Raw genomic sequence first — 23,423 nt, forward strand, 5'->3', positions numbered from 1 at the left:
CAGTTACAACAAGGGCGTTGTGCAAACGACAAAAACGGGCGCGGCACAAAACCTGGGCGGTATCGTGGGCATAGCGGCAAACGGCTACGTGCAGGTGCACGATACCTATAATGCAGGTATGCTCAAAGCGGCCGCAGCAGGAAACTTTGTGGGCGGGATCGCCGGAAACGGCGGAAGCGCAACTTTCACGAATAACGGCTGGGACGGCGATGTGGGCGGCGCCTCATACGGCGTGGGCGCCGGAAATGCCGCCGGCACGGACAGCGGAGCGCAAAAGCTTGGAAAAGCGGATATGCTGGGGCAGCTTTTCGGCCTGGACGCCGGGATATACACGGCAATCACGGCGCCGGAGGCGGATTACCCGCAGGTGACAAGGAACCCGGAGGAAATGCGGGAAGGCACGCCGCCAGTGATCGGCAGCGTGAGCGAATATCCCGCGCAGGCGGATACGGCGTGGGCGCAGGAACGTACACTGCGCGCGGAAGTGACGGACAGCTGGCCACTGCTCGGCCGCGTCTGGTGTTCGACGGACGAAGCAGGCAGGGAAAACACTTGCGAGATGCAGCTCAATGATGCGGCGGCCCATGTGTACGAGAGCGTACACGGGATGGCGGAAGGGACATATTACGTGCATGCGGAAAGTTTTGGCGGGCAGCGCGCAGACAGCAGCGCAGTGGCGGTCGGCGGGATCGATACGGCGGCGCCGCTGGTCAGCAATGTGTTATTTACGGATACGGGTGCAAGCGGCACAAAGGTGACGTTTGAAGTAACGGATACGCAAAGCGGTGTAACGGCGGCGAACATTGTGTGGAAGACGGAAGCGGATGCCGGTTATGGACGCGGCGTAACGGACGAGGGAAATGGAAAGTATTCGTTTGAAACGGCGGACGATCCCAATACGGCGGTGCATATGATCCGCGCGACGGACAATGTGGGAAACACAAGCGAGAAGCGCGTGCTTGACGAGGGAAATGTGCTGAATGTATCGGTACCGGTGAAGCTGATGTTTGCGGTGCTGCCGAATACGTTTGGCGGCGGATTCCTTGCGCCGGATTACACGGTGAAGAACAACAGTGCGTTTGTAAAGACGAAAGCGATCGTGACAGGTATGGAAGATACGGCACAATACAGCGGGGCGGAAAACGGGTTCAGCCTGGTAGCGCCGGGCAGCCGGTTGGCGGCAGACGAAATGGTGCTGTATGTAAAGGAAGCCTCTGCGGATGCGGGGGCGTTCACGGGCATGGAAAAGAGCGCGCTGGTACCAAACAGGCAGGGAACGTTCACACCCATTCTTTTGGGGGTGATGGATTCAAAGGCGCAAGGCAAGTTCACCTTTGCGGGCGATACGCCGAACTATAACATATTCAGTATACCTTGGACGGATATACCGACGCTGCGCGCAGGATTTTCCATGACGCTGAAGTTTGAACAAAGCGGTTAGCGCAGGCGCCATATGGCGGTCACGGCACTGGTAAAGAAACGCGGAAAAAGAGAGAAGAGAGTATGGCGGAAGGAAAGAAGAAAAAATACACGGCATTGGTGGTGGTTGTGGTCGTCGTGCTGGCGTGCGCGGTGGTTGCGGGCCTGCTTCTGACGGGCGTGATCGGCGGCTTGTCACCGGCGGAGTTTTTGACGGACGACCGCGCCAAAGACGGCGCAATGAGCGGCCTTTCACAGGAAGATATGTTGTCGCAGTTGCAGCAGAGCGTGGATGAAAGTACATTTTCCTTCAAGATCAATTCGCGGCCGGTATTCAAAAACGCACAGGCAGAGGGCGCGCTGATGATCGAAAACCCGGCGACGAACGCCTATCCGATGAGCGTTACGATCGTACTGGACGATACGGGGGACGTGGTATACGAGACCAAAGGGATCATGCCCAACCAGAGTATCGAAACGGACAAGCTGGATATTGAGCTTAAAAAAGGCGAGTATGCGGCGACAGCCACGATCTATGCGTACGACCCGGATACCAAACAGCAGGTGGGACAGACGGCCGCAGGGCTGGTGATCACAATACAAGGCTAGGGAAGAAGATATGAAACGACTGGTCAGTATCATACTGGTATGCATATTGGTAAGCGCAGGGGGCAAGGCAGCTTTTGCAACGCCTGCGTTCACGGAACCGCCGCAGGGGCAGGACATATCCTCATCACCGTCCGATCCGGCCAGCCTTGCAGGGGAAGTGCCGGTCTATGGATATGTGGGCAGGGCTGCTGCCGGGGGGATCGACGTGGACGGCGACGGGACTATAGATATCGAGGTGAAAGCGGACGACATCCTGGATGTAACGGTACCGCTGGAAATACCGCTGGTCGCGGCGTCGTACCAGGGCGCTGCCAAGATGTTCGCACCTCCCGCTGTGCGCGTGTACAACAACAACGAAGACAGCTCCACGGCAGTCCGGGTAAGCATCATCGGCTTCGAGGCGCAAACGCCTACGGACGGGATCGTCCTGACAGACGACAAAACGGCGGCAACAGAGGATACTGTGGCGCTCAAGGTATTAAAGCCGGACGGTGAACGCAATCCGTTTTCGTTCCCGGGCGGGGAAGGGTATGTGTGCAATGCAAGCAGCACAAATGCCCTGGTACTAGGAGAGGTCGAAGGCGGCGGGATGAGGTGTTTTACATACGGCTCGCCGCTCGTAGCGGGATTCATCACAAAGCATATGGGCAAAAAACTGGCCTATGCGAATGTGTTCCGGTTTGACAAGGTATGAGGGGGAAGAAAACCATGGGAGAAGGCAGCAGGGAAACAAAGCAAAAGAAAAGCAGGATCGTACCCATACTGATCATAGTAATCATAGTAATCGGGGCGGTGGCAGGATACCTGATCTACCAGAATGTAGCAAAAAGCGACAAGCGGTTTGATATCGACCAGGCGGCAAAGGACGGCTTTTTCGACGACAAAAGCCAGGAAGATATCGAAGCATTGCTAAGCCAGGTGGTCGAGGATGGGATGTTCAATATTTCCATCAACTCGAATCCCGTGTTTGAGGACGGGAACAGCGAAGGCAACCTGCGTATCGAAAACGTGCCCAACAATCCATATTACATGACGGTGAGGATCACGCGGGACGATACGGGGGAGACGGTCTACGAATCCGCAGGGATCAAGCAGGGACAGTATATCCAGAACGACAAGCTGGACGTAGCCCTTGGCAAGGGAACGTACCCATGCACGGCGACTTTCACGGCGGTGGATCCCAAAACGCTGGAGGCAGTGGGTACGGCGGGCGCGAAGATCAATGTATTCGTACTGAACTGACGGAAAAAACAGTGGCTACACTGTTCATATATATCGCCTTAATTAAGGGCAACCTAAAAACATAAATTTCTCATGTGAAAGGAGAAAAAGAAATGAAAAAGACAAAAATGATCGTAGCGCTGGCACTGGCAGCTGTGCTGGTTGTGTCAGTGGGCAGCATCGGGTTTGCGGCAGCCGGGGATTCCACGACCATCCCGAATTCCGGCATGGGCAGCGAGCCGGGGACGGCATCCTCGCTGGTAACGGTGGAGGTAGCGACGGTAGCGCCCGTTAACGTATCGGCAACGGTACCGATCACCATTCCGGTGGTGGTCAAGGGTGGTACAGGCGCAACGGCGCCGCGTACATACGCACCGACGACGGGCGTCAATATCATCAACACGACGTCCGGCGGGGAAGACAGCTGGACGGATGCTGAAAAGGACCAGGCCTATGCGATCAAGGTAGACAAGATGGTCGCGCGCATCGCGCATCCTTCGACAACGGCATGGGGCCTCAAGGACTCCGTGACGGACGATACGGGCGATAAGAACAACCTGCAGCTGACGATGGGCGGCGCAACGTTCGGCACCCTCGCGGGTACAAGCTCCGGTACGGCGTCGATCGAAGGAAGCACGCTGGAAGCAGGCCTGCAGAAGATCGAGCGCGATGGTATCGCTCCGATCAGCGTAACGGCACAGGCGGGCGGCAAGGAAACGGATTATCCCGCGGCAGTGGGTAAAGCGGACGCGTTCAAAATCGAGATCGTGATCTCGCAGTTCGATAATGCGGTCATTACGCCATCCGTTCCGTAAGCAGGACAGGCAAAACCGGTAAAAGCCGGTTTTGCAGGGAAAACAACGCGTTTGTTTTTCGTGCATGACCGGCTTTGGTACAGGGGGGAAGAAAATGGCACAAAAGAAAAAGAAAAGAGGCTGGATCGCTGTCGTGGTCATCGTTGCCGCGATTTTGGCAGGAATAGCACTGTTGTATGTAAACGGCGTATTCGGCGGGGAAAAATCAAAAGCGCAGCGGGATCTTGACGCGATGATGGGGCAGCTTTCGTACAAAAGCGATGAAGATATCGACGAAACACTCCGGCAGATCGTTGCGGACGGAATGTTCAACATCTCCATCAATTCGTCGCCCTATTTTGAGACCGGCGACGCAGAGGGTGTACTGGGCATCGAAAATATACCGGCCAACAAGTACCTGATGCGCGTCATTATCACGCGGGACGATACAGGGGACGTGGTATACGAATCGGGTGTCATCGAGCCGGGATATTATATCGAAAAGACCAAACTGAAAACACCGCTTGAAAAGGGCGTTTATCCGTCGACGGCAACGTTTTATGCGTACGACCGGGAAACGGAGCAGGAAGTAGGCTCCGCAGGCGCAAAGATCGTCATCACAGTGGCGGGTTAAGGGAAAAAGAGTATGGAAAAACGGAACAAGAAAAAAGGGAACCGCGGCCTTCTGGTGGCGCTCATCGTGATCTTGGCCGCGATCCTCGTAACCCTGCTGTATGTGTTCGTATTGCAGCCGCAGGGCGAGCAGCAGGCAAAAGAGGACGCGATTGTGGCGGAAGAAAACGCGCAGATGGGGATATTGCCTGATATGAGCGACGAGGAGATCCGTGAGCGGCTGAATACGATCGTCGCAGACAGCATGCTCAATATCTCCATCAATTCCAACCCCGTATTTGCGACAGGCGGGGCAGAGGGGAACCTGCGCATTGAGAACATTCCGGGCAACCAGTATGGGTTCGTAGTGGAAATCAAGCTGGACGATACGGGGGAGACCATATATAAATCAGGATTGATCGCACCGGGATACTTTGTGGAAAAGGCAACGCTCCTGCGGGAACTGAAAAAGGGAATCTATCCGGCCACGGCAGTATTCACAGCATACGAAACGGACGGCAAACGGGAAGTGGGCTCTGCCGGTGCGCGGATCAACATCACGGTTACGGGCTGAAGGCAGGAAAGAGGAAGAAATGAAGAAAACAGCGGCGGCTATCATCATCGTCAGCATGCTTTTGACACTCCTTGGCGGGGTGTGTTTTGGCGCGCCGCCAGGCAGTATCCAACCGGGCGATACGTCGTATATCGATCCGCTTACGGGGGAAGAAAGCGACAGCATGACAGTGACCATGGAGGTGGATACGGAATACCGGCTGCTGTTTACCGTACTGGATGCACAGACGCACCAGCCCATTGAGGGAGCGGTGGTCAATACCGTGCCGGAGAATGTGGATACGGTACTGATGGCGGTGACCGACGAAAAGGGACATGCGGGCATCAAGCTTCCAGACCCGCCGGACGCGTCCGGAAAAGGGTACGTGTTCGTGGTGACAAAGGTGGGATATTACGACAGCGAAGAGGTCAGGGTCACCTACACAGGGCAGTTTTTACAGGAAACCGTATACCTTTACCGCGGGGACAATCTCGTGTATGTGGACTTTGAGGTGACGAACGATGCAGGCGATCCGGTGGCGGGCGCGGCAGTTTCGGTACAGCCGAAGGATGCGGCAACGCGCGAAGCGGCGGCAGATACGCCGCCCGGCGCAGTGATGGCGGAAACGAACGCCAAAGGACAGGCAACGGTGCAGGTTCCGCTGGGAAATTATACCTACCTGCTGCAGCACGAAACACACCAGGATACAGCCGGGGAAATCTCGGTTGTAAAAAACAAACGCCATACGGTACCGGTAGTCATGCAGCGCAACAGGTACGACGTGAACGTGTATGTGGTGGATGCACTCGGCAATGCGGTCGCGGACGCGGTCGTGACGATAAAGGGACAGGCCGTGCGTACAGACGGTGCAGGGCATGCGCTCTTTACGGATCTTTATGCGGGAGGTTACGACTACAAAATCACCAAAACTGGCTATGGAGAGGGAAACGGTATTTTGCGCATTCCGGAAGATGGGGACAATGTAAGGCTGCTGCTCCCGGATCCTGCACCGCTGCCAACGCCAACACCTGTGCCGGCGGAAACCCCGGCGCCTGAAGGGACAGACACTGCCGCGCCTGCGGATACACAGATACCGGCAGCCACACCGTCTGCAAGTGCGGACAACGCCGGAACGTATATCCCCACGGAAGAGGTTCCGATGCAAAGCGCCGTTCCCATCGATTTGGCAGTCAAGGTGACGTATACAAACGGCGAGGCAGCGGCCAACCTGCCGCTGGAGCTGCACTCCAAGGTACATTACGGACGGACGAACAACGCGGGCTGGGAGGTATTCAAAAGTGTAGAGATCGGGCCGCATACCATTTATGTAAAGGATGACGACGGAAATATCCTGGCGAGCAGCGAATTTGAACTGACATATGATGAAACGACAGACCTGCAGATTGGCGAAGACGGCACGGTGCATATCGTTGCGCGTGTAGGGCTCAATACTGTGATCGTGGAGGTGGAGGTCGACGAAGAAACTGGCAAAGCGACTGTGACGGCGGTGCGGGAAGGGACGGAGGACAACCTGCCCAAGGGCGTTGCGGGCGTAGACGGCACGCAGCTCAATGTGAGCAAAAAAATCATGGGGATCGATGCAATGATGTGGGCCATGGTTCTGGCGATCATCGTTTTGGGAATCGTGATCCTCGTAATATTGATCCTGCGTAAAAAGAAAGAGGAGGAACAGCCGCCAAAAGAGGAACAGCAGGCGACGCCCGGTGCGGGAGAGGAAGACAGTTGAATACGATAACGATCTTGCTTTTAGCAGTAATAGGGATGATCGCCGTGTGCACGGCCATGAAAGGCAAAGGGCGCCGGAAGGGCATGGCAGCAGCGGTCGTGCTGGGGAACGCTGCCGGACAGCTTTTGTATTTTTATGTGATCTATTTCCGCAATATACAAACGATCCTCTTAAACGTAGGGCTGTCAAGCGTGTTGCTGATCCTGCTTTACGTATGTATCACGCTGGCGCAGCAATACGCGGACGCGGTACACAAGAAGACGGAAAAGCCGGCCTTGCCGCAGGAAACGGCACTGACTGTACTTGAAAAAGATAATGGAAAAAAACGGGAAATGGCGCTCCTGCGGGAAATGATAAAAGCCGGACATACGGATGAGGCCATCAAACGGATATTCGGAATGCTTAAGGCAGGCGGACTTACGCAGGAAGAACGCAGCAGGCTTAAACTGATACTGCTGGAGCTTGGGGAAAAGACGAAATGAGATACATGAAACGGATCATACAAAGTATCATACCGTGCATGTTGGCGGCAGCCATATTCCTTGCGGGAGCCACGGCTGCGGCGCGGGCATATGCGGGCGACGGATTTTCCATTGAGGTCCCGGACGGCAGTAATGTGTATTATTATACCCCCTCCGATACCAATATGAAGGATGATATGCTCAAAAGCGCACAGAGCGAGCCGGATGTCGGACTGCTGACAGGCGTATATATAAAGGATGCTGCTGACGGCCTGTTAAAACTGGCCTATTCTCTCAAAGTGGCTTCGCAGCCTCTGGAAGCGGGGGAGGAAGGTGCGGAAGCAAGGACAGCGCATCTGGAAGAGCTCATGGCACAGATGAGCGACGGATATACGTTCGGCGATATTACGCAGGAAGAGCTTGCCGGTGAAGAGGCTGGCGCTGTTACCGGCGACAGTACTGCAGAAGCGTATTCCGCCAGGATATATACGGTGGCAAAGGACGGGACGTTGTATACCGTGACCCTGATCTATAAGCAGGCGGGGGACGACCAATATTTAAACGGCGCGCTTTCCCAGCTGCGGACGCTCGAGCTGGGGACGCAGGCGGGGGCTCCGGTCACTGCTGTACCCACGTCCGCCCCGCAGTCCACAATAACGCCTACGCCCTCTCCCGCGACAGCGTCAGTATCACCGGATAAAGCGACAGCCACGCCGTCCGCAGCGGGCGCGGTTCCCCTGACGCCCATCGAGCGGGAGGATACACCGGGGGTGGTAGCATTCCTGCAGGAAAATGCGCTGTTGGTATGTATCGGGGCAGGGGCCGTCGCACTGGCGGTAGCGATCGCTATTCTGGTCGTGCGGGTAAAACGACAGAAGAAGCGCAACGAAGCGCTCAAAGAAGCGCAGGGCATCGTACCGGATGCAGTGCCGCGCAGCAAGGCGATCCCCTGGGGGGAGATCCATATCGCCGCCAGAGAAATGGAGAAACCGGGAGAACAACAGGAAGAAGAGGAACCTGCGAAACAACCGGAGGACGGGTTATGGACAATGCGCGTCGTGGAGGGCGCGCTGCGGCAGGCATATAGCCTGAAGGGCAAGAAGGATTACATTTATGCAGCCCGGCAGTTCAACGATGTGGTCAAGCATACGAACGAGATCGAGGTCAAAAAAGCGGCGGAGATGCAGGTGATCAAGTGCCTGATCAGTGCCAAGCAGGCAGAGGCCGCGCTCAAAAAAGCGCAGCAGGCTTTAAAAAAGGACTATGGATATACCGTGGACGAGCGTGTCAAGCTTAAGTCCATCATTCAAATATTACGAAAACAGACGGGAGGAAATGAAAAATGAAAAAAGCATCAGAAGTATTGGGACTTAAGGTCATGGGCATCCGCGAGGGCATGGAAAGCGGCAGTGCGCAGGATTTCATGATCGATGCGGGCAGGCGTACTGTGGAATACCTGATTTTAAAGGATCAGGACGGCTACGGCTTCCGGGCGATCGCGACAGGGGATATCCTGGGGATCGGCGCGGATTATATCATGACGTCCACTGTGGACAACGCGCGCAAAATGTACGAATCGAAAGATGTCTTAAAAGTGATCGAAACGGGCTTCTTTATCTTGGGATCGACAGCGCTCACCAGCGCGGGTGATGTCATCGGCCGCGTAGCGGATTTCAGCTTTGACGAAAAATCAGGCGCGCTCGATACGCTGATCTTAGACGGCGGACAGGAATTCGACGCACAAAAGATCGCTTCGCTGGCAGGCACAATGGTATTTTTAGACCCAGCCGGGAATTCCATCCTTAAACAACCAGCACCGCAGATGCGTGAAGAAGCGCCGCAGGGCACTGCGCCCAGCCTCCTGCAGAAGGAGTCCATGGCCTATTTGCTGGGCAAGACGGTCAGGGAAGATGTGGTGTCTGCGGACAATGCACTGCATATCGCGGCAGGCACCGTACTCACAGAAGAACTGCTGGGGCAGGCAGCGGATCACAGCGATGTGCTGCTGGCCTTGACAATGGATGTATAACAAAAAGGGAAAACCAGCCATGAAAAGGCGTGTTGTAAAAAAAGCATATTTGCGGCATATGGCGGCCGCTGTTCTCTGTATGTGTATCTTGCTGCTGAGCAGCACCGCCGCACTGGCACTGGAAATGCCCCTTTCGCTGCCGGATGGAATGGGGGCAGCAGGGAATGAAGCATCCCCGTCAAGCGAAACTGCGCTGCCGTATACCATGCCCGAAATCTTCAAAAAACAGCAGGGCCAGATACCGGAAGTGCGTATGGGCAGCGTACTGTGCGATACAAAGCTTTTCGCATTGCCGGAAGAGGGGGCGCAGGCCGTGGCGGAGGTTTCCATCGGCCAGGAACTCGCGGTATATGCCGTGCGCGTCAACGACAGCTTCAATGCCGTGATGACCGAAGATGGGCAGATGGCATATATCGCGGCGGATGAACTATCGCTCACTGCACCCACGCGCGACGACCGCCCGGAGATCCATTTGACGGACGGCGGCGGGAACGGTTATCCCGGTGAGCTTTATAACGACCCCGTATATCTTCGCCTGATCGCCGAGGCCAAGCAATATATCGGCATGCCGTATGTGTGGGGCGGGTCTACGCCCGACACATCGTTCGACTGCTCGGGGTACGTTTGTTGGGTGCTTAACAATTCCGGTGTGTTTTCCATTGAACGTACCAACGCACAGGGGTTGTTCGACGCTTGCGATCCACTTGACAGCACGGATGCGCGTCCCGGCGACCTGATCTTTTTCCAGGGGACATACGACGCCAACTGGCCGGTCACACACGTGGCGATTTATGTGGGCAATGGCTATATGCTGCATTGCGGGAAACCCATAGGTTATTCGCGCATCGATACCCCTTACTGGCAGGAACACTTTTATGCTTTTGGAAGATTGCCCGTATAACAAGATTTTATGTTTTCAAAGGAGGAGCTTAGATATGAATAAGAAACAACTCATTGACACCGCTGCACGGCGTACCCAATTTTCGCGGCACGACACCGAGATCGTGGTCGAGGCAGTTCTGGATTCCATTACCAATGCCCTGAAAAACGGTGAGCGCGTACAGATCGTCGGCTTTGGCATGTTTGAGCCGCGGGTACGCGCCGCGCGGGCCGGTGTTGACCCCCAGACCAAAAAGAAGATCGCCATTCCCCAATCCACAGTCCCTGCTTTCAGGGCCGGTAAATCTTTAAAAGATTCCGTCAATCACAGGGCTTAGTGGGTTACTGGCGTATACGAACAAGGTTGTGGATAAAGCAGCCTTGTTTGTTACGCGGAAAGTCTTTTATAATAAGGATTTGCGTATGCGCTGTATGTCCTGGAAATTCTTGACAAAGAAGAGTGGAAATGATAAAGTTTTAAAGGCAATATTTATTTTTACAGAGGGCTTTTCGGGCGTTTTTGTATCATAAAATAATACCTGACAAAAGAGATAAATTATAAAACGCGATAGGTATGGGAAAATAAGAAAAGAGTGGGAGATGCCGGTTGGACGTCAACATCGTCATTATGATTGCTCTGGCGGTTGTAGGAGTAATTTTGGCTTGTATAATCAACAAAGATAATCCGGGATACAGACTGGGCATGATCGTGGCGATCATCGTGGGTTGCGTCGCTGGATTATTGTTGTATTACTATATTTCTTTTTTCCAAAACGCTAAGTCGGTCTTATTGGTGGCCGGGGGCGCAGTGATCGTACTGATCCTTGTATATATCATGACCGTGGCGCTGCAGCATCATGCGAAAGCGAGGAAAAAGAAGCGGGAGGAACAGCGCATCGCAAAAGAGCGGCAAAGATTGGCGGCACTGGAAGAAAAACAGCGTGAAGAAGCATATGCACAGCTTCAGGCACAAATGAAAGAAGCCGAGGGAATGGCGTTGCAGCATGAACTGGCAGAGAAAGAAGACGAAGAATTTATGACGGCATTTTTGGCAGAAGAAGATGAAATTGCCGGAATTGAGATCGAAAGGCAACAGGAGGAGCCGGAAAATCTGCCCTCTGATTTAGAAGACGGGGGATTATTCGGCGAAGAACAAATAGCGCGGGAAGAAACCGTCTGGGAGGAAGAAGAGGCGGTTTACATGGAAGCAGGCAATGTCCCGGGATTCCTGCCGGGCGACGGTTGGGGCGAGGATGAAGAATCGATAACGGATGAATCGCCTGTTGCAGAAAAGGCGGAGGAAGAAAGGCAACAGGAGGAATATGCGGAGGATGCCGGGGAAGACGAAGCGCTTGACGAAGGGACTGCCATGGAGCCGGATGAGCCGAAGCAGGATATGGAAGGCCCGGTGGAGGAACCAAATGTAACGGCAGAATCTCTGATCGAGGAAGCAGCGATTGGGGAAACGGAGAAGATGGCCGCGGATGAGGCTGTGGAAAATGTGGCGCTCACCGTGGAGGAAGCCGTCTTCGCCGAAGGGGATGCCTCTGTGGGAGCGGATGAAGAAGAAACAGATCAGGCGGCAAGGGATGATGTTGTACAGATCGCAAGCCGTGCTGCGGCAAAGCTGAAGGAAGAACCGGAAACGCCGTTTGACCGGAAAAAGGAAGATATCGAAGAATTACGCGCACTGATCAAGGTAGGATTTTATGAGGAGGCGCTTAAGAAGGTATTTAAGATATTGAACGCCGGCTATTTGATGACGCCGCAGGAAAAACAGCAGATGAGGTTGGTATTGATGACGCTGAAAGAGAAGATGAAGTAGATGAAGGCATCGGAGAAGCTCAAGCGTAAAAATGCGCGCAACGACAAAAAACAATATGTATTCAATATTTTGATCGTTGCGGTGTTTGCGTCGGCATTGCTTCTGATGGGCGCGTACGGCGGCATGCATCAGGTAACGGATAATAAAGTGTTTGCGCAGGGGACGGTCGTGAACGGGTTTGAGCTTGCCGGGAAGACCTACGAGCAGGCAAAGGAAGAGGTACTGAAGCAGGAACGAGACGACCTCAAGCAGATCAGGGTCAAGGTGACCTATAACGGCAATATCCGTGAGTTCACTGCGGCAGACCTTGGTGTGAGCGGCAATGCGGAAGAAATACTAAAGCAGGCATATGAGTATTCCCGGAGCGGCAATGTATTTTCGGACTATGACCATACCTATGCGGGAGAACAGCTTGAAAGCAGTATTTTGATCGACAACGAGATTCTGGAAAAAAATGTAAAAAGCTTTCTGGACAAATATGATACGGAGCCGGTCGAGGCTACGGCAAAATTCGACCAGTATACGCATAAATTTACTTACACAGAGAGTTCGGTCGGTTCCATGGCGGACGCAGACGCTGTGTGTGCACAGATCGAAGCAAACTTAAAGAGCGGAAAGGCCGAGGATATCAATGTAACGGGACAGCGCTTAAATCCGGATATGACGGAAGAAGAGCTTAAGCAAAACACGGTGCTGATCGGGCGGTGCGAAACGATTGCGACAGAGAACCCGAACCGTGACGTCAACATCCAATTGATGTGCAAAGCCCTGAACGGGCTTGTCCTGCAGCCGGGGGAGACGCTCTCCGTTAACGGCCTGGTGGGCGAACGGACGGCTGAGAAGGGCTTTAAAGCCGCGCCTGCGATCATGGATGGGAAAAAGCTGACGGATGAACTCGGCGGCGGTATTTGCCAGGTGGCGGGAACCCTTTATAATGCAGCGCTTTTGGCGGATATGGAAATCGTGGAGCGCGTACACCATTCTTGGCCGTCGGCCTATCTGCCCGTGGGACTGGACGCGACGCTCAACTGGGACGATAAGGATCTGAAATTAAAGAACACAAGCGAATATCCGATGTATTTGGGTGCGGACTTCTATAAACATTCCGTCGTCATCGAAATATATGGGCAGCCGAGCGAATATGATATTGAGATCGAAAACAATATCTTGAAGGAAATCGATGTGCCGAAGCCAGAGATCATCTATACTGATGAAATACCGGCAGGGGAGCGGAAGACGACCATCACAGGCAGGAAGGGATATGAGGTGGACGTTTACCGCAATTACCTGAAGGACGGTGAAATCGTCAAGAGCGAAAAGATATCGCACGATTATTTCCATGAAATCAAGGGAGCCATTCTGGAAGGTACCAATAAAGCGGATAAATAAAGAAGCAAATTATTTATAGGTAGAAAAGACTGCGGATAGGAGAATAAAAAATGAAAAAATCGTCAGAAACATTAGGACTCAAAGTAATGGGAATCAGGGAAGGCCTCGAAAATGGGATCGCACAGGATTTTATGATCGATGCGGCAAAAAGGACGGTGGAATACCTGATCCTGAAGGACAACAACGGATATGGGTTCCGGGCAATCGCAACGGGCGATATCCTTGGAATCGGCGCGGATTACATCATGACCTCGACGATCGAGAATGCAAAGAAGATATATGAATCCAAAGAGATACTCGAAGTGATCGAAAAGGGATTTTTCATCCTTGGCGCAACGGTACTCTCCAGCACGGGCGATGTGATCGGGGGGATCGTCGATTTCAGCTTTGACGAAAAGACGGGTGCGCTCGATACGCTTTATCTGGATAATGGAGAAGAATACAGCGGGAATAAGATCACCACCCTGGCAGGGAAAATGGTCTTTGTGGATAAATCGGGCAACGAAGCGTTGCGCCAGACGGTGGAAGCGGTAACGGCGGCGCCGGCCGTGGAGGAGGCCCCGAAGCCGAGCGCGCTTGAGGAGGAATCCAAAGCATATTTGCTGGGAAAAGTTGTGAAAAACGATGTGGAGAGCAGCGATGGGGCGTTCCGTTTGAGCGCGGGGACAGTGCTCACGGAAGAAATTTTGGAACAGGTGGCGAAGTACAATGATGTGCTGCTGACGCTGACGATGGATGTCTAAAGAAAACAACTGTAAAGACTGCGGTGATTCCGCAGTCTTTTTTTGCAGGAAATCGTGTCCAAAATAGGTTTGCAAACAAACGGATTCAGTATATAATAAGTGGGTATCACAGCAGGAAAGACAGATGGGAGACACTATGGTTTATGATAATGTTCTGGAGGCGATCGGCCATACGCCGATGATACGCCTCAGACGCATGGCAAAAGACGGTGCGCAGGTACTGGTCAAATATGAAGGATTGAATATTGGCGGTTCCATCAAAACACGAACCGCTTTTAATATGATCGATGAGGCGGAAAAAAGCGGGAAGATCGGGCCGGGAACGGTCATCGTCGAACCGACCAGCGGGAACCAGGGGATCGGCCTGGCGCTGGTGGGGGCGGTGAAAGGCTACCGGACGGTGATCATCATGCCGGATTCCGTAAGCGAAGAACGCCGCAAGCTCGTACGGCATTATGGTGCGGAAGTGATCATGGTACACGACGACGGCAACATCGGCGACTGCATCGATGAATGCCTGAATATAGCGCTCAAAATGGCTAAGGAAGACCCAAACGTCTATGTGCCTCAGCAGTTTACAAATCCTGCGAACCCGATGGTGCACCGCCACCATACGGCGCTCGAAATCTTGGAGCAGGTATCGGGCCCGATTCACGGTTTTTGCAGCGGGGTCGGTACGGGCGGTACGATCAGCGGGATCGGTGAAGTGCTGAAAGCGCAGAATCCGCAGATGGAAATATGGGCGGTGGAACCGGAGAACGCGGCGATCCTCTCGGGCGGCAGTATTGGTACGCACCTGCAGATGGGGATCGGCGACGGATTGATCCCGGAAAACCTGAATACGGAAATTTACGACGATGTGTGCATCGTGACGGATGATGAAGCGATTCGGACGGCGCAGGAACTGGCGCGTCTCGAAGGACTGATGTGCGGTATCTCCAGTGGGACGAACGTGGCTGCGGCGCTCAAGCTGGCAAAAAAACTGGGAAGAGGCAGGACGGTGGTGACGGTATTGCCGGATACAGCGGAACGGTATTTCAGCACGCCGCTGTTTGAAGAATAGGAGAAACGGTTTGGCACAAAGAAAGCTCCGGATATTTGGAGACGATATCCTGCGGAAGAAAAGCAGGGAAGTAACGGAAGTAAACGACAGGATCAGGATGATCTTGGACGATATGGCGGAAACGATGTACGCACAGGGCAATGGGGCAGGGCTTGCGGCGTGCCAGGTAGGGATATTGAAGCGGCTGGTTGTCATTGATATGGGCGATGGACTGATAAAGCTGGTGAATCCGGTGATGGAAGAACAGAGCGGCCTGCAGGAATGTGAGGAAGGATGCCTGAGTATCCCCGACCGGTTTGGAAAAACGCTGCGTCCGCAGTCCGTCACGGTCACGGCGCTCGATGAAAACGGAAAAGAAACCAGGATACGGGGCGAGGGCGATCTGGCAAAATGCTTGTGCCATGAGCTTGACCATCTGGACGGCATTTTATTTGTGGATCATATGATCGAGGAGATATGAGGGTATATTTCCAGTTTTAAGGAATTCTTAAAACGTTTTGCCTGTTTTTCTGGTATAATATGGTCATGGGGAGTAATGATGGGGGAAAATGGGTATGAATGTTTGGTTTGTTGTCTGCCAATGGGTCGTGATTATTTTATCGGTGTATTCGGCGCCATTGATGATTTGGCTGTTAACCACCGCGTGTGCGGGACTCTTGCCATCTAAGGAATTGAAACCGGAAGAAGAAAAGCGCCACCGTTTCGCGGTGCTTGTTTGCGCACGCAACGAAGAACGCGTAATCGGGAACCTGATCGCCAGCCTGAAGGCACAGGATTACGACGGGGATGCTTACCATATTTTTGTGGTTGCGGACAACTGCACGGACAAGACGGCGGACGTGTCGAGGGGCTATGGCGCGACCGTTTATGAACGCTTTGACGCGGAAAAAAGAGGCAAGGGCTTTGCATTGCACTACGGGATCAACCGCCTGATTGCGGAGCATAAAGACGATTTTGACGCGTTGTGCGTTTTCGATGCGGACAATCTGGCGGCTAAGGACTTTTTGACGGAAATGAACCGCGCACTGTGTTCGGGCGCGGATGTCGCGCTCGGCTATCGCGATACAAAGAATATCCATGATTCTTGGATCAGTGAAGTATATTCGGTATACTGGCTGATGCTGCAGCGCTTTTATCACGGTGCGCGGCATAAGCTGGGGCTTTCGAGCATGGTCGGCGGTACGGGCTTTGCCTTTAAGCTGGAAGTGTTGGGAAAAGAGGGCTGGACGACTTATTCCCTGACAGAAGACGTCGAGTTTTCCATCCAGCAAATTTGTGCGGGCAGGAAAATCCTGCCGGCTAAAAAAGCGGTCTTTTACGACGAACAGCCGACAACGGTTGGCGTGTCCGTAAAGCAGCGGTTCCGCTGGATGATCGGCGGGATGCAGTGTATCCCCCTTTATTTTTCGAGAATCATCAAAAAGGTGTTCAGCGGCGACTGGAAGGCGCTGGATCTTCTATGGTATGTGTTCTTTATCCCGGCGACGGGGCTGGCGCTTCCGCTCAATGCGGCGGTCATAGGCATGCTGTTTTTAAACCCTGCGCTGCAGGCTTTCAGCGTTCCCATATTGCTTGGGATGCTGGCTGGCAACTGGATAGCCGCCATGGTCACGGCGATCCTGACGCTCGCGCTGGAAAAGCGCAAGTTACGTCCGATGCTGCGCGCGGTGGTATTGTACCCGGTCTTTATGCTTTCGATGATGGTGATCGCGCTGGCGGCGATTTTCAATCCGCGTACGGAATGGGTACCCATCGAACACAGCAGCCAGCGTAAGATTGAAGATATCGAAAAGGCGACGGCAGTCCTGGAAGAACCGGGCGAGCGGTTATAGGATGGGGCAGGTAAAGCAGAAGCGGCCGGGAGATAATTGTTTCAAGCGGCAGCTTCTGTTTTAATTTAATGGTAAAGAAGCGTATCACGGGAGTAAAATCATGGCGGCATTTGAAGAAATATATCAACGGCTTTTAAAGGCCGATATGCAGGGGAAAAGCGCGCAGGAAATCGAGAAGATAAAAAAGGAACGCGAAGGGCTTGCGGAGCTTGACTGCCTGCTGCATCCTGAAAAACAGCCGGTTATCTGGAAGTTTGGCAATTGCGAATGTTCGCCGGAGGAACAGCAGGGCTGTGCGGACGAGTGCGCGTTTGACGCCATCTGCGCAGGGATGGAAGGCGGCATCCGAATAGACCCGCGCGTATGTGTGGGGTGCTGTGCGTGCGTTGACCATTGCAAGGACAAACGGCTTACGGCAAGTAAGGATATCATGGCGGTATTAAAGGCCCTGCGGGAAACAAAGGGCTTGGTATATGCGCTCATTGCTCCGGCGTTTTTGGGGCAGTTTGAAGCGGAGGTCACCCCGGGGAAACTGCGGGGCGCATTTAAGAAAATGGGTTTTGACGGGATGATAGAAGTTGCCCTGTTTGCAGACATCCTGACGCTCAAGGAGGCGCTGGAATTTGACCACAACATCGCATCGGAATCGGACTACCAGCTGACAAGCTGCTGCTGCCCGATGTGGATCGCCATGATCCGCAAGATATACCATGAATTGATGCCGCATGTGCCGGGCAGCGTGTCGCCTATGGTGGCATGCGGCCGCACGATCAAGGTACTGCACCCTGACGCAGTGACTGTATTTATCGGCCCGTGCATCGCCAAAAAGGCGGAAGCGCGTGAGGCGGATATTGCGGGCGCGGTGGATTATGTGCTGACGTTTGAGGAAGTACGCGACATCTTTGCAGCGCTGGAGATCGATCCGCGTGACATGGAAGAAAGCTATAAGGATCACTCTTCACGCGCGGGCAGGATCTATGCGCGCAGCGGAGGGGTGAGCGAAGCGGTAAAAGAGGCTGTGGAGCGTTTAAGCCCCACGAGGGAGATCGTAGTGCGGACGCAGCACGCGGACGGCGTACCGGCCTGCAAGGCTATGATAAACGGTATCCTGGCGGGGGAAACCGGGGCGAATTTTTACGAAGGCATGGGCTGCGTAGGCGGCTGCGTGGGTGGGCCGAAAGCCATCCTTGACCGCGAGGAAGGGAAGGAAAACGTCGACGATTATGGGAACGGAGCGACCTACGCTACGCCCATTGACAATCCCTATGTGGTGGAACTGTTAAAGCGGCTGGGATTTGAAACGGTGGAAGACCTGTTGTGCGAAAGCGATATCTTTACGCGCCGCTTCCAATGAAAAAAGTGTAGCGCAGTAATTGAAGAAAATTCCGGGATATGGTATAGTAAGACCGTTGATTATCGTATGGAGGAGTAGGGCCAATGAAAAATTACCCCGACTACGAGGTGCCGGTGCTTAACAGTTTAAAGGAACTGGTTGACTATGCAGCGCATGAATATCATGACGCTGCTGCTTTTATGTTTCGTGATGGAACCGGCGTCGCGTCGAAAAGCTACAGGGAATTCAGGGAAGATATCCAGGCGCTGGGAACGGCGCTGCTTTTACGGGGCTTTCATGGCGCGCATATTGCTGTGCTGGGAGAGAACAGTTATGCGTGGCTGGTGACCTACTTTGCCGTTGTGAACGGCGGGAATGTGATCGTGCCGGTCGACAAGGATTTGAGCGAAGCGGAAATGGCGGAGGTGCTCAAGCGCAGCCATTGCAGCGTCCTCATCCATTCCCGCAAATACCGCGAGACTGCCTTAGGCATCGGTGCGGGACTCAAGCTTTGCGTGGATATGGACAGCGCGGACGGCAATGGGTTTGACGCATTGCTGTGCGAGGGCAGGCAGGCGGTCGGCAATGGCGAAAGAGGGTTTTCGGACTATGAGGTCGATATCCACAGGCTGGCGGCCATCGTTTACACATCGGGAACCACGGGAAAGAGTAAGGGCGTGATGCTTTCGCACGCTAATTTGATGGCGGATGCGGTTGCGGCGCGCAGGAAAATCAACCTGACGGGGCCGTCGCTTTTGATGCTGCCCTTGCACCATACGTTTGGCTTTACGGCCAACGTACTGTGCGGCATATTCGCGGGCTATACCATTTTTATCAATGACAATTTGAAATATGTAATCAAGGATATGCAGGAATTCAAGCCTGTAAACCTGTTTGTTGTCCCGATGATCCTGGAATCCATGTACCACAAGGTTTGGTCGACGGCCAAAAAATCCGGCAAGGATAAAAAACTTTTAACAGGGCTCAGGGTAAGCAATGCGCTGATGAAGCTGCGTATCGACCTGCGGAGGAAGCTTTTTGCAGAGGTACTGGCTGCGCTTGGCGGCAAGCTTGAATTTTGCATTTGCGGCGGCGCTTTTTTGGATGAAAAAATCGCGGAGGGGTTCCGTGAACTGGGCGTACACATCATGAACGGTTATGGTGTGACGGAATGTGCGCCGATCGTGGCGGAAAACCGGAATGGCTATTATAACGATAAGAGCGTGGGCGTTTTGTTGCCCTGCAACGAAGTAAGGATCGATCGGCCGGACGAAACGGGCGAAGGCGAAATATTGGTGCGCGGCGCCAATGTTATGTTGGGATATTTTGAGGATGATATCGAGACCAAAAAGGTATTCGACAACGGCTGGTATAAGACGGGCGACCTGGGACGGCTGGATGCGGACGGCTTTTTGTATGTGACGGGACGCATCAAAAACCTGATCATCCTTTCAAACGGCAAGAATATTTCCCCGGAAGAAATAGAAGGGGTTTTTCGCGCTATTCCCTATGTAGAAGAGATCGTCGCCTATGGTGAAAACGACCGTATTTTAGCGGAGGTCTTTTTGAATCGCGATTACTTTGTACAAAATGGCATCACGGATATCCGTGGAACGCTTGACCGGGACGTGGACGAACTCAACAAGACGCTGCCGCCGTATAAGCAATTAAGCGGCGTCAAGATACGGGAAACGGATTTCGAGAGGACTACGACCCAAAAAATCAAAAGGGAACATATAGGAGCGTAAAAGCAATGCTGGAACAGCGTGTGATTGAAATCATCAGCGATCATCAACTGATCGACAAAAGTACATTGAGCCGCGATACGCATTTGCTGCGGGATTTAAACATCAATTCTTTTGATTTTATCGACCTGATTTGTGCGTTTGAGGAAGAATTCAAAATCGAGATCGACGAGGAGCGGGTAAAGCAGCTTCTGACCGTAGGGGAAATCGTCGATTACCTGGAAAACCTGAAATAATTGTTCCAACCTGTCCGAATGTGTTTATAGTATTGTTTGAGGTTTCAAAAAGGGGGAACGATTATGGCGGAACATGCACAGACGCCGCTCGCATACCTGATGGATATGCTATACATTCAGGGAACGAAGCTGGCGGGTGCGGTACATGTCGACCGGACAGTAATCAGCCGCTGGAAGAACGGACGTACCAAGCTACACGCGAAATCAGCTTATTTTCAGGACGTTGTCAATGCGCTTCTGGATTTTAACGAAAAGCAGGGTTTAAGGAAGCTGGAACGCTTTTTTAAATCGACAAATAATACGGAGATCAAAAGCAGGGACGAGCTTTATGCGTTTGTGGCTTCGTGGCTGCTCTCCGAGGAATTCGAGCAGACATTCAGGGAAAAGGAAAAAGACAACAGCCTGTATTCGGCTGCATATAAAATCTATAAGGGGCCGTCGGGGAAGCGCGCAGCGATCCTCGATTTTCTTGACGTATTGCTGACCTTGCCGGAGGGGGAGGAAGTGCGCGGATTTGATGTGCAGTCGCGAATTTTTTATTCCCTGGTCAGCGACCTTGCGACGTCACAGAAAAAATTTCTCCAGGCGGAAAAGAAAAAGCACCAGCTTACCATGATGTTTTATATGAACCGGCCCGCGGAGCAGATCCATAATATGTTCCAATATTGGCTGCCGATTTTTTTGTCGACCAATGCGCATGCTTATTATACCTATGATACGGAAAGCCCATTTTATGACTATGTTTACAGCATCAAGGGCAAACTTGTGTTGGTGGGCTCCAATTTTGACAAGAATCCTGCCAATATGTATACAGCCATATACGACGATCCTATGACCGTGCACCAGTTCGACATGTTTTTGGAAAACCAGCTCACAAGATTTAAGCCCCTGACAAAGCATCTGGAGAGCCGCGACATGTGCTCGGATTTCAATGCAAATCCTATGAAAAGGTATTTTACGACCAACATGGATCAGTATGTAATCACGGAGTCAACCCCGTTTATTACCTTCAGCAAGGCAACTTTGGAAGACGTGATGCTGGCCATCGATCTTTCCGCCAGTGAAGAAAAGAAGATCACGCAGTTTTACCGGAACTGTATAGTCAATACCAAGAAGTTCCTGGGTGGAGACAATTTGATGCATATCATTTTCAGCGCGGACTATATCCACGACCTGCGGGAAGAGGTCATTACCGATTCGCCGACCTTTACCTACCTGCTGGGCCGGCCGATCAGGATGCCCAGTAGGTTTATCCTGCGGGAAATCGAGTATTTCCTGGAAACGGTGGAACACGATCCTAAGGTGAAGATTGCGCTGCGGCCGATGGGCTCGCAGCCGTTCATCCCGAACCTGAACATGTGGGTGAAGGAAAATACTATAGCATATTTTCATCCCTCAAATGATTATTCGGTGCGGGTTTTAACGGATGAGTTTGCTTCGGTCAATTCGTTTTATTCGATGATAGAGCAATTTTGGCTGCAGCTGCCTTACGAATGTACGGAAAAGGATTGGGTCTATGAGCAAATGGACAAACTGATCAATCGATAGGTGTAAAGTTGAAAAACAAACATGTAATCGTCTTGCTCTAATAAAATATTATTTTATAATCGGCAGTAAATATTCGACAGACGTTCCAATATTACATGCGCTGGAGATACGGATCCCAAAGCTGCTCCCTAAAAGAAGCTTGATCCGTGAATTAACATTTTTAAGTCCAATAGAAGATTTGCGCGCAATATCTGTTGAAAAGATTGGAGAGTCATCGTTTCTGGAGAGTGCATCATTGATTTTGTTAAGCCGATCGATCGGGATACCCAAGCCATTATCAGTGACGGTAATGGCAAGGAACGTAGCAGTGCGGTATGCAGAGATTTTTATTTCGGGCTTCGCACCTTTGCAGATGGGCTCGATGCCATGACTTATCGCATTTTCTACAATTGGCTGTATGATTAATTTTGGGATTTTGCAGGATATGACGTCTTGATCGATATCGCTCACGTATTCAAACTTATTCTCAAAACGTATTTTTTGGATGGCGATATAATTTTCAATCGATGCCAATTCATCTGAAAGCGTAACATATTCAGCCGGCGATATGCTATAACGGAACAATTTGGAAAGAGAATATGCCATTTGAGCTACTTCCTGATTGGAACTTTCTAATGCCTGGGCACGTATGGAATCCAAGGTGTTATACAGAAAATGAGGATTGATCTGGCTTTGTAATGCCAAGATTTCAGCTTGTTTTTTCAATAACTGTGCATTCGCTTCCCGCAGAAGCAGTTCTTTCATCTTATCCATCAGTATTTGGAGGTTGCTAAAAATTTTTTTAAAAATACGATTATTTTTGTAGGAACTGAAATCAAAATCGAATTCTTCTTCGACGGCGCTGGTTAACACTTTTTCAAATTTTAGAATGGGCAGGTACAATCTATACCGAATTATTATAAATATGACGATGCAAATGAAAATATATATCATCAAATAAATAATGGTATCAATAAAACAGAATGGAGAGGAGGAACGGACTGAATATCGGACAAGGACATTTCCTATGGGATGCTCTGTGGTTATCACAGTACAATTTTGAAAGGCAATCTCGTTGCCGGTCGGGAGCGTCGATAAAGCGGCATGATTATTGTAGTATTCAACGGAAGCATCGCTGGACAGGATGGCAAGCTCGCCGTTGAAAGCGTCCAAAATTATTTTTTCGTCGACATCCAATGAACCATCCGCAAGGAAATGTTGGATAACCAAATCCATATAATTCATGCGCTGTGCGACCATGTCGTCTTCGACCATAGACCAATATTGTGAGGCAGGCCAGAAAAAGCCTGCAGGAAGGATAACCAATATACAAAAGTAAATGATAAGTACCATTTTTAAGGTTTTAGTTATATAAAACTGTTTTGCACTGTTTTTCATCATATCAC

At 52.1% G+C, this 23,423-nt stretch carries 24 protein-coding genes; 23 read left to right on the forward strand and 1 reads right to left on the reverse strand.

Features of this window, described 5'->3' with window-relative positions:
* Window positions 1-19: 19 nt before the first annotated feature.
* From BN6471_RS07130 to BN6471_RS07240, 23 genes are all read left to right on the forward strand, one after another.
* Window positions 20-1,441 carry a hypothetical protein gene (locus BN6471_RS07130; protein ID WP_147554000.1) on the forward strand — a complete coding sequence of 474 codons (1,422 nt, stop codon included), beginning with the start codon at window positions 20-22 and terminating at the stop codon, window positions 1,439-1,441.
* Between the two features lie 62 nt (window positions 1,442-1,503).
* A complete protein-coding gene (locus tag BN6471_RS07135; protein WP_066647060.1) occupies window positions 1,504-2,028 on the forward strand; it encodes a hypothetical protein in 525 nt (174 codons plus the stop codon).
* Window positions 2,029-2,038: 10 nt separating this feature from the next.
* Window positions 2,039-2,722, forward strand: coding sequence for a hypothetical protein (locus tag BN6471_RS07140; RefSeq protein WP_066647063.1), 684 nt, complete (start codon window positions 2,039-2,041; stop codon window positions 2,720-2,722).
* 14 nt (window positions 2,723-2,736) lie between these two features.
* Window positions 2,737-3,270 carry a hypothetical protein gene (locus BN6471_RS07145; RefSeq protein WP_066647066.1) on the forward strand — a complete coding sequence of 178 codons (534 nt, stop codon included), beginning with the start codon at window positions 2,737-2,739 and terminating at the stop codon, window positions 3,268-3,270.
* 92 nt (window positions 3,271-3,362) lie between these two features.
* Entirely contained in the window at window positions 3,363-4,064 is a 702-nt protein-coding gene (locus BN6471_RS07150; RefSeq protein WP_066647068.1) for a hypothetical protein, read from the forward strand.
* Between the two features lie 94 nt (window positions 4,065-4,158).
* The gene (locus tag BN6471_RS07155; protein WP_066647070.1) at window positions 4,159-4,677 is read left to right on the forward strand and encodes a hypothetical protein; all 519 of its coding nucleotides are present in this window, start codon (window positions 4,159-4,161) and stop codon (window positions 4,675-4,677) included.
* Window positions 4,678-4,689: 12 nt separating this feature from the next.
* A complete protein-coding gene (locus BN6471_RS07160) occupies window positions 4,690-5,229 on the forward strand; it encodes a hypothetical protein (protein WP_066647074.1) in 540 nt (179 codons plus the stop codon).
* Window positions 5,230-5,248: 19 nt separating this feature from the next.
* Window positions 5,249-6,955, forward strand: coding sequence for a hypothetical protein (locus BN6471_RS07165; RefSeq protein ID WP_066647078.1), 1,707 nt, complete (start codon window positions 5,249-5,251; stop codon window positions 6,953-6,955).
* Entirely contained in the window at window positions 6,952-7,437 is a 486-nt protein-coding gene (locus tag BN6471_RS07170; RefSeq protein ID WP_066647082.1) for a hypothetical protein, read from the forward strand. The genes BN6471_RS07165 and BN6471_RS07170 overlap by 4 nt, the downstream gene beginning before the upstream one ends.
* Complete coding sequence (locus BN6471_RS07175) at window positions 7,434-8,762, forward strand: hypothetical protein (protein WP_066647085.1); 1,329 nt, start codon at window positions 7,434-7,436, stop codon at window positions 8,760-8,762. The genes BN6471_RS07170 and BN6471_RS07175 overlap by 4 nt, the downstream gene beginning before the upstream one ends.
* Entirely contained in the window at window positions 8,759-9,445 is a 687-nt protein-coding gene (locus BN6471_RS07180; protein WP_066647088.1) for a PRC-barrel domain-containing protein, read from the forward strand. Before BN6471_RS07175 ends, BN6471_RS07180 begins: the two co-directional genes overlap by 4 nt.
* Before the next feature lie 19 nt (window positions 9,446-9,464).
* Window positions 9,465-10,346, forward strand: coding sequence for a C40 family peptidase (locus BN6471_RS13270; RefSeq protein ID WP_066647091.1), 882 nt, complete (start codon window positions 9,465-9,467; stop codon window positions 10,344-10,346).
* A gap of 34 nt (window positions 10,347-10,380) precedes the next feature.
* Window positions 10,381-10,662: an HU family DNA-binding protein gene (locus BN6471_RS07190; RefSeq protein ID WP_066647094.1), complete on the forward strand. Its 282-nt coding sequence runs from the start codon at window positions 10,381-10,383 to the stop codon at window positions 10,660-10,662.
* Window positions 10,663-10,982: 320 nt separating this feature from the next.
* Window positions 10,983-12,149 (forward strand): hypothetical protein, encoded by a 1,167-nt coding sequence (locus BN6471_RS07195; RefSeq protein ID WP_147554001.1) that lies wholly within the window; start codon window positions 10,983-10,985, stop codon window positions 12,147-12,149.
* Entirely contained in the window at window positions 12,150-13,538 is a 1,389-nt protein-coding gene (locus BN6471_RS07200; RefSeq protein ID WP_066647101.1) for a VanW family protein, read from the forward strand.
* 50 nt (window positions 13,539-13,588) lie between these two features.
* Window positions 13,589-14,281 carry a PRC-barrel domain-containing protein gene (locus BN6471_RS07205; protein WP_066647104.1) on the forward strand — a complete coding sequence of 231 codons (693 nt, stop codon included), beginning with the start codon at window positions 13,589-13,591 and terminating at the stop codon, window positions 14,279-14,281.
* Window positions 14,282-14,417: 136 nt separating this feature from the next.
* Window positions 14,418-15,344 carry a cysteine synthase A gene (cysK, locus tag BN6471_RS07210; protein WP_066649907.1) on the forward strand — a complete coding sequence of 309 codons (927 nt, stop codon included), beginning with the start codon at window positions 14,418-14,420 and terminating at the stop codon, window positions 15,342-15,344.
* A gap of 10 nt (window positions 15,345-15,354) precedes the next feature.
* Complete coding sequence (def, locus tag BN6471_RS07215) at window positions 15,355-15,804, forward strand: peptide deformylase (protein ID WP_066647107.1); 450 nt, start codon at window positions 15,355-15,357, stop codon at window positions 15,802-15,804.
* Between the two features lie 160 nt (window positions 15,805-15,964).
* A complete protein-coding gene (locus BN6471_RS07220) occupies window positions 15,965-17,176 on the forward strand; it encodes a glycosyltransferase family 2 protein (protein WP_162270192.1) in 1,212 nt (403 codons plus the stop codon).
* Window positions 17,177-17,276: 100 nt separating this feature from the next.
* Window positions 17,277-18,530, forward strand: a complete 1,254-nt coding sequence (locus BN6471_RS07225) for a [Fe-Fe] hydrogenase large subunit C-terminal domain-containing protein (RefSeq protein ID WP_066647118.1) — start codon at window positions 17,277-17,279, stop codon at window positions 18,528-18,530.
* A gap of 83 nt (window positions 18,531-18,613) precedes the next feature.
* A complete protein-coding gene (locus BN6471_RS07230) occupies window positions 18,614-20,257 on the forward strand; it encodes an AMP-dependent synthetase/ligase (RefSeq protein ID WP_066647121.1) in 1,644 nt (547 codons plus the stop codon).
* A 5-nt stretch (window positions 20,258-20,262) separates the two neighbouring features.
* Window positions 20,263-20,490, forward strand: coding sequence for an acyl carrier protein (locus tag BN6471_RS07235; RefSeq protein WP_066647124.1), 228 nt, complete (start codon window positions 20,263-20,265; stop codon window positions 20,488-20,490).
* A 63-nt stretch (window positions 20,491-20,553) separates the two neighbouring features.
* Window positions 20,554-22,038 carry a hypothetical protein gene (locus BN6471_RS07240; protein WP_066647127.1) on the forward strand — a complete coding sequence of 495 codons (1,485 nt, stop codon included), beginning with the start codon at window positions 20,554-20,556 and terminating at the stop codon, window positions 22,036-22,038.
* 48 nt (window positions 22,039-22,086) lie between these two features.
* Here BN6471_RS07240 and BN6471_RS07245 read toward each other — a convergent pair whose 3' ends face one another.
* Entirely contained in the window at window positions 22,087-23,415 is a 1,329-nt protein-coding gene (locus tag BN6471_RS07245; RefSeq protein WP_162270193.1) for a sensor histidine kinase, read from the reverse strand.
* Window positions 23,416-23,423: the final 8 nt, after the last annotated feature.

The organism is Christensenella timonensis, from assembly GCF_900087015.1.
GTDB classification, from domain to species: domain Bacteria; phylum Bacillota; class Clostridia; order Christensenellales; family Christensenellaceae; genus Christensenella; species Christensenella timonensis.

Coding starts and splice junctions, on each gene's coding strand:
- BN6471_RS07135 (WP_066647060.1), top strand. CDS start 1,504: ATGGCGGAAGGAAAGAAGAAAAAATACACGGCATTGGTGGTGGTTGTG.
- BN6471_RS07140 (WP_066647063.1), top strand. CDS start 2,039: ATGAAACGACTGGTCAGTATCATACTGGTATGCATATTGGTAAGCGCA.
- BN6471_RS07145 (WP_066647066.1), top strand. CDS start 2,737: ATGGGAGAAGGCAGCAGGGAAACAAAGCAAAAGAAAAGCAGGATCGTA.
- BN6471_RS07150 (WP_066647068.1), top strand. CDS start 3,363: ATGAAAAAGACAAAAATGATCGTAGCGCTGGCACTGGCAGCTGTGCTG.
- BN6471_RS07155 (WP_066647070.1), top strand. CDS start 4,159: ATGGCACAAAAGAAAAAGAAAAGAGGCTGGATCGCTGTCGTGGTCATC.
- BN6471_RS07160 (WP_066647074.1), top strand. CDS start 4,690: ATGGAAAAACGGAACAAGAAAAAAGGGAACCGCGGCCTTCTGGTGGCG.
- BN6471_RS07165 (WP_066647078.1), top strand. CDS start 5,249: ATGAAGAAAACAGCGGCGGCTATCATCATCGTCAGCATGCTTTTGACA.
- BN6471_RS07175 (WP_066647085.1), top strand. CDS start 7,434: ATGAGATACATGAAACGGATCATACAAAGTATCATACCGTGCATGTTG.
- BN6471_RS07180 (WP_066647088.1), top strand. CDS start 8,759: ATGAAAAAAGCATCAGAAGTATTGGGACTTAAGGTCATGGGCATCCGC.
- BN6471_RS13270 (WP_066647091.1), top strand. CDS start 9,465: ATGAAAAGGCGTGTTGTAAAAAAAGCATATTTGCGGCATATGGCGGCC.
- BN6471_RS07190 (WP_066647094.1), top strand. CDS start 10,381: ATGAATAAGAAACAACTCATTGACACCGCTGCACGGCGTACCCAATTT.
- BN6471_RS07200 (WP_066647101.1), top strand. CDS start 12,150: ATGAAGGCATCGGAGAAGCTCAAGCGTAAAAATGCGCGCAACGACAAA.
- BN6471_RS07205 (WP_066647104.1), top strand. CDS start 13,589: ATGAAAAAATCGTCAGAAACATTAGGACTCAAAGTAATGGGAATCAGG.
- cysK (WP_066649907.1), top strand. CDS start 14,418: ATGGTTTATGATAATGTTCTGGAGGCGATCGGCCATACGCCGATGATA.
- BN6471_RS07220 (WP_162270192.1), top strand. CDS start 15,965: ATGATTTGGCTGTTAACCACCGCGTGTGCGGGACTCTTGCCATCTAAG.
- BN6471_RS07225 (WP_066647118.1), top strand. CDS start 17,277: ATGGCGGCATTTGAAGAAATATATCAACGGCTTTTAAAGGCCGATATG.
- BN6471_RS07230 (WP_066647121.1), top strand. CDS start 18,614: ATGAAAAATTACCCCGACTACGAGGTGCCGGTGCTTAACAGTTTAAAG.
- BN6471_RS07235 (WP_066647124.1), top strand. CDS start 20,263: ATGCTGGAACAGCGTGTGATTGAAATCATCAGCGATCATCAACTGATC.
- BN6471_RS07240 (WP_066647127.1), top strand. CDS start 20,554: ATGGCGGAACATGCACAGACGCCGCTCGCATACCTGATGGATATGCTA.
- BN6471_RS07245 (WP_162270193.1), bottom strand. CDS start 23,415: ATGAAAAACAGTGCAAAACAGTTTTATATAACTAAAACCTTAAAAATG.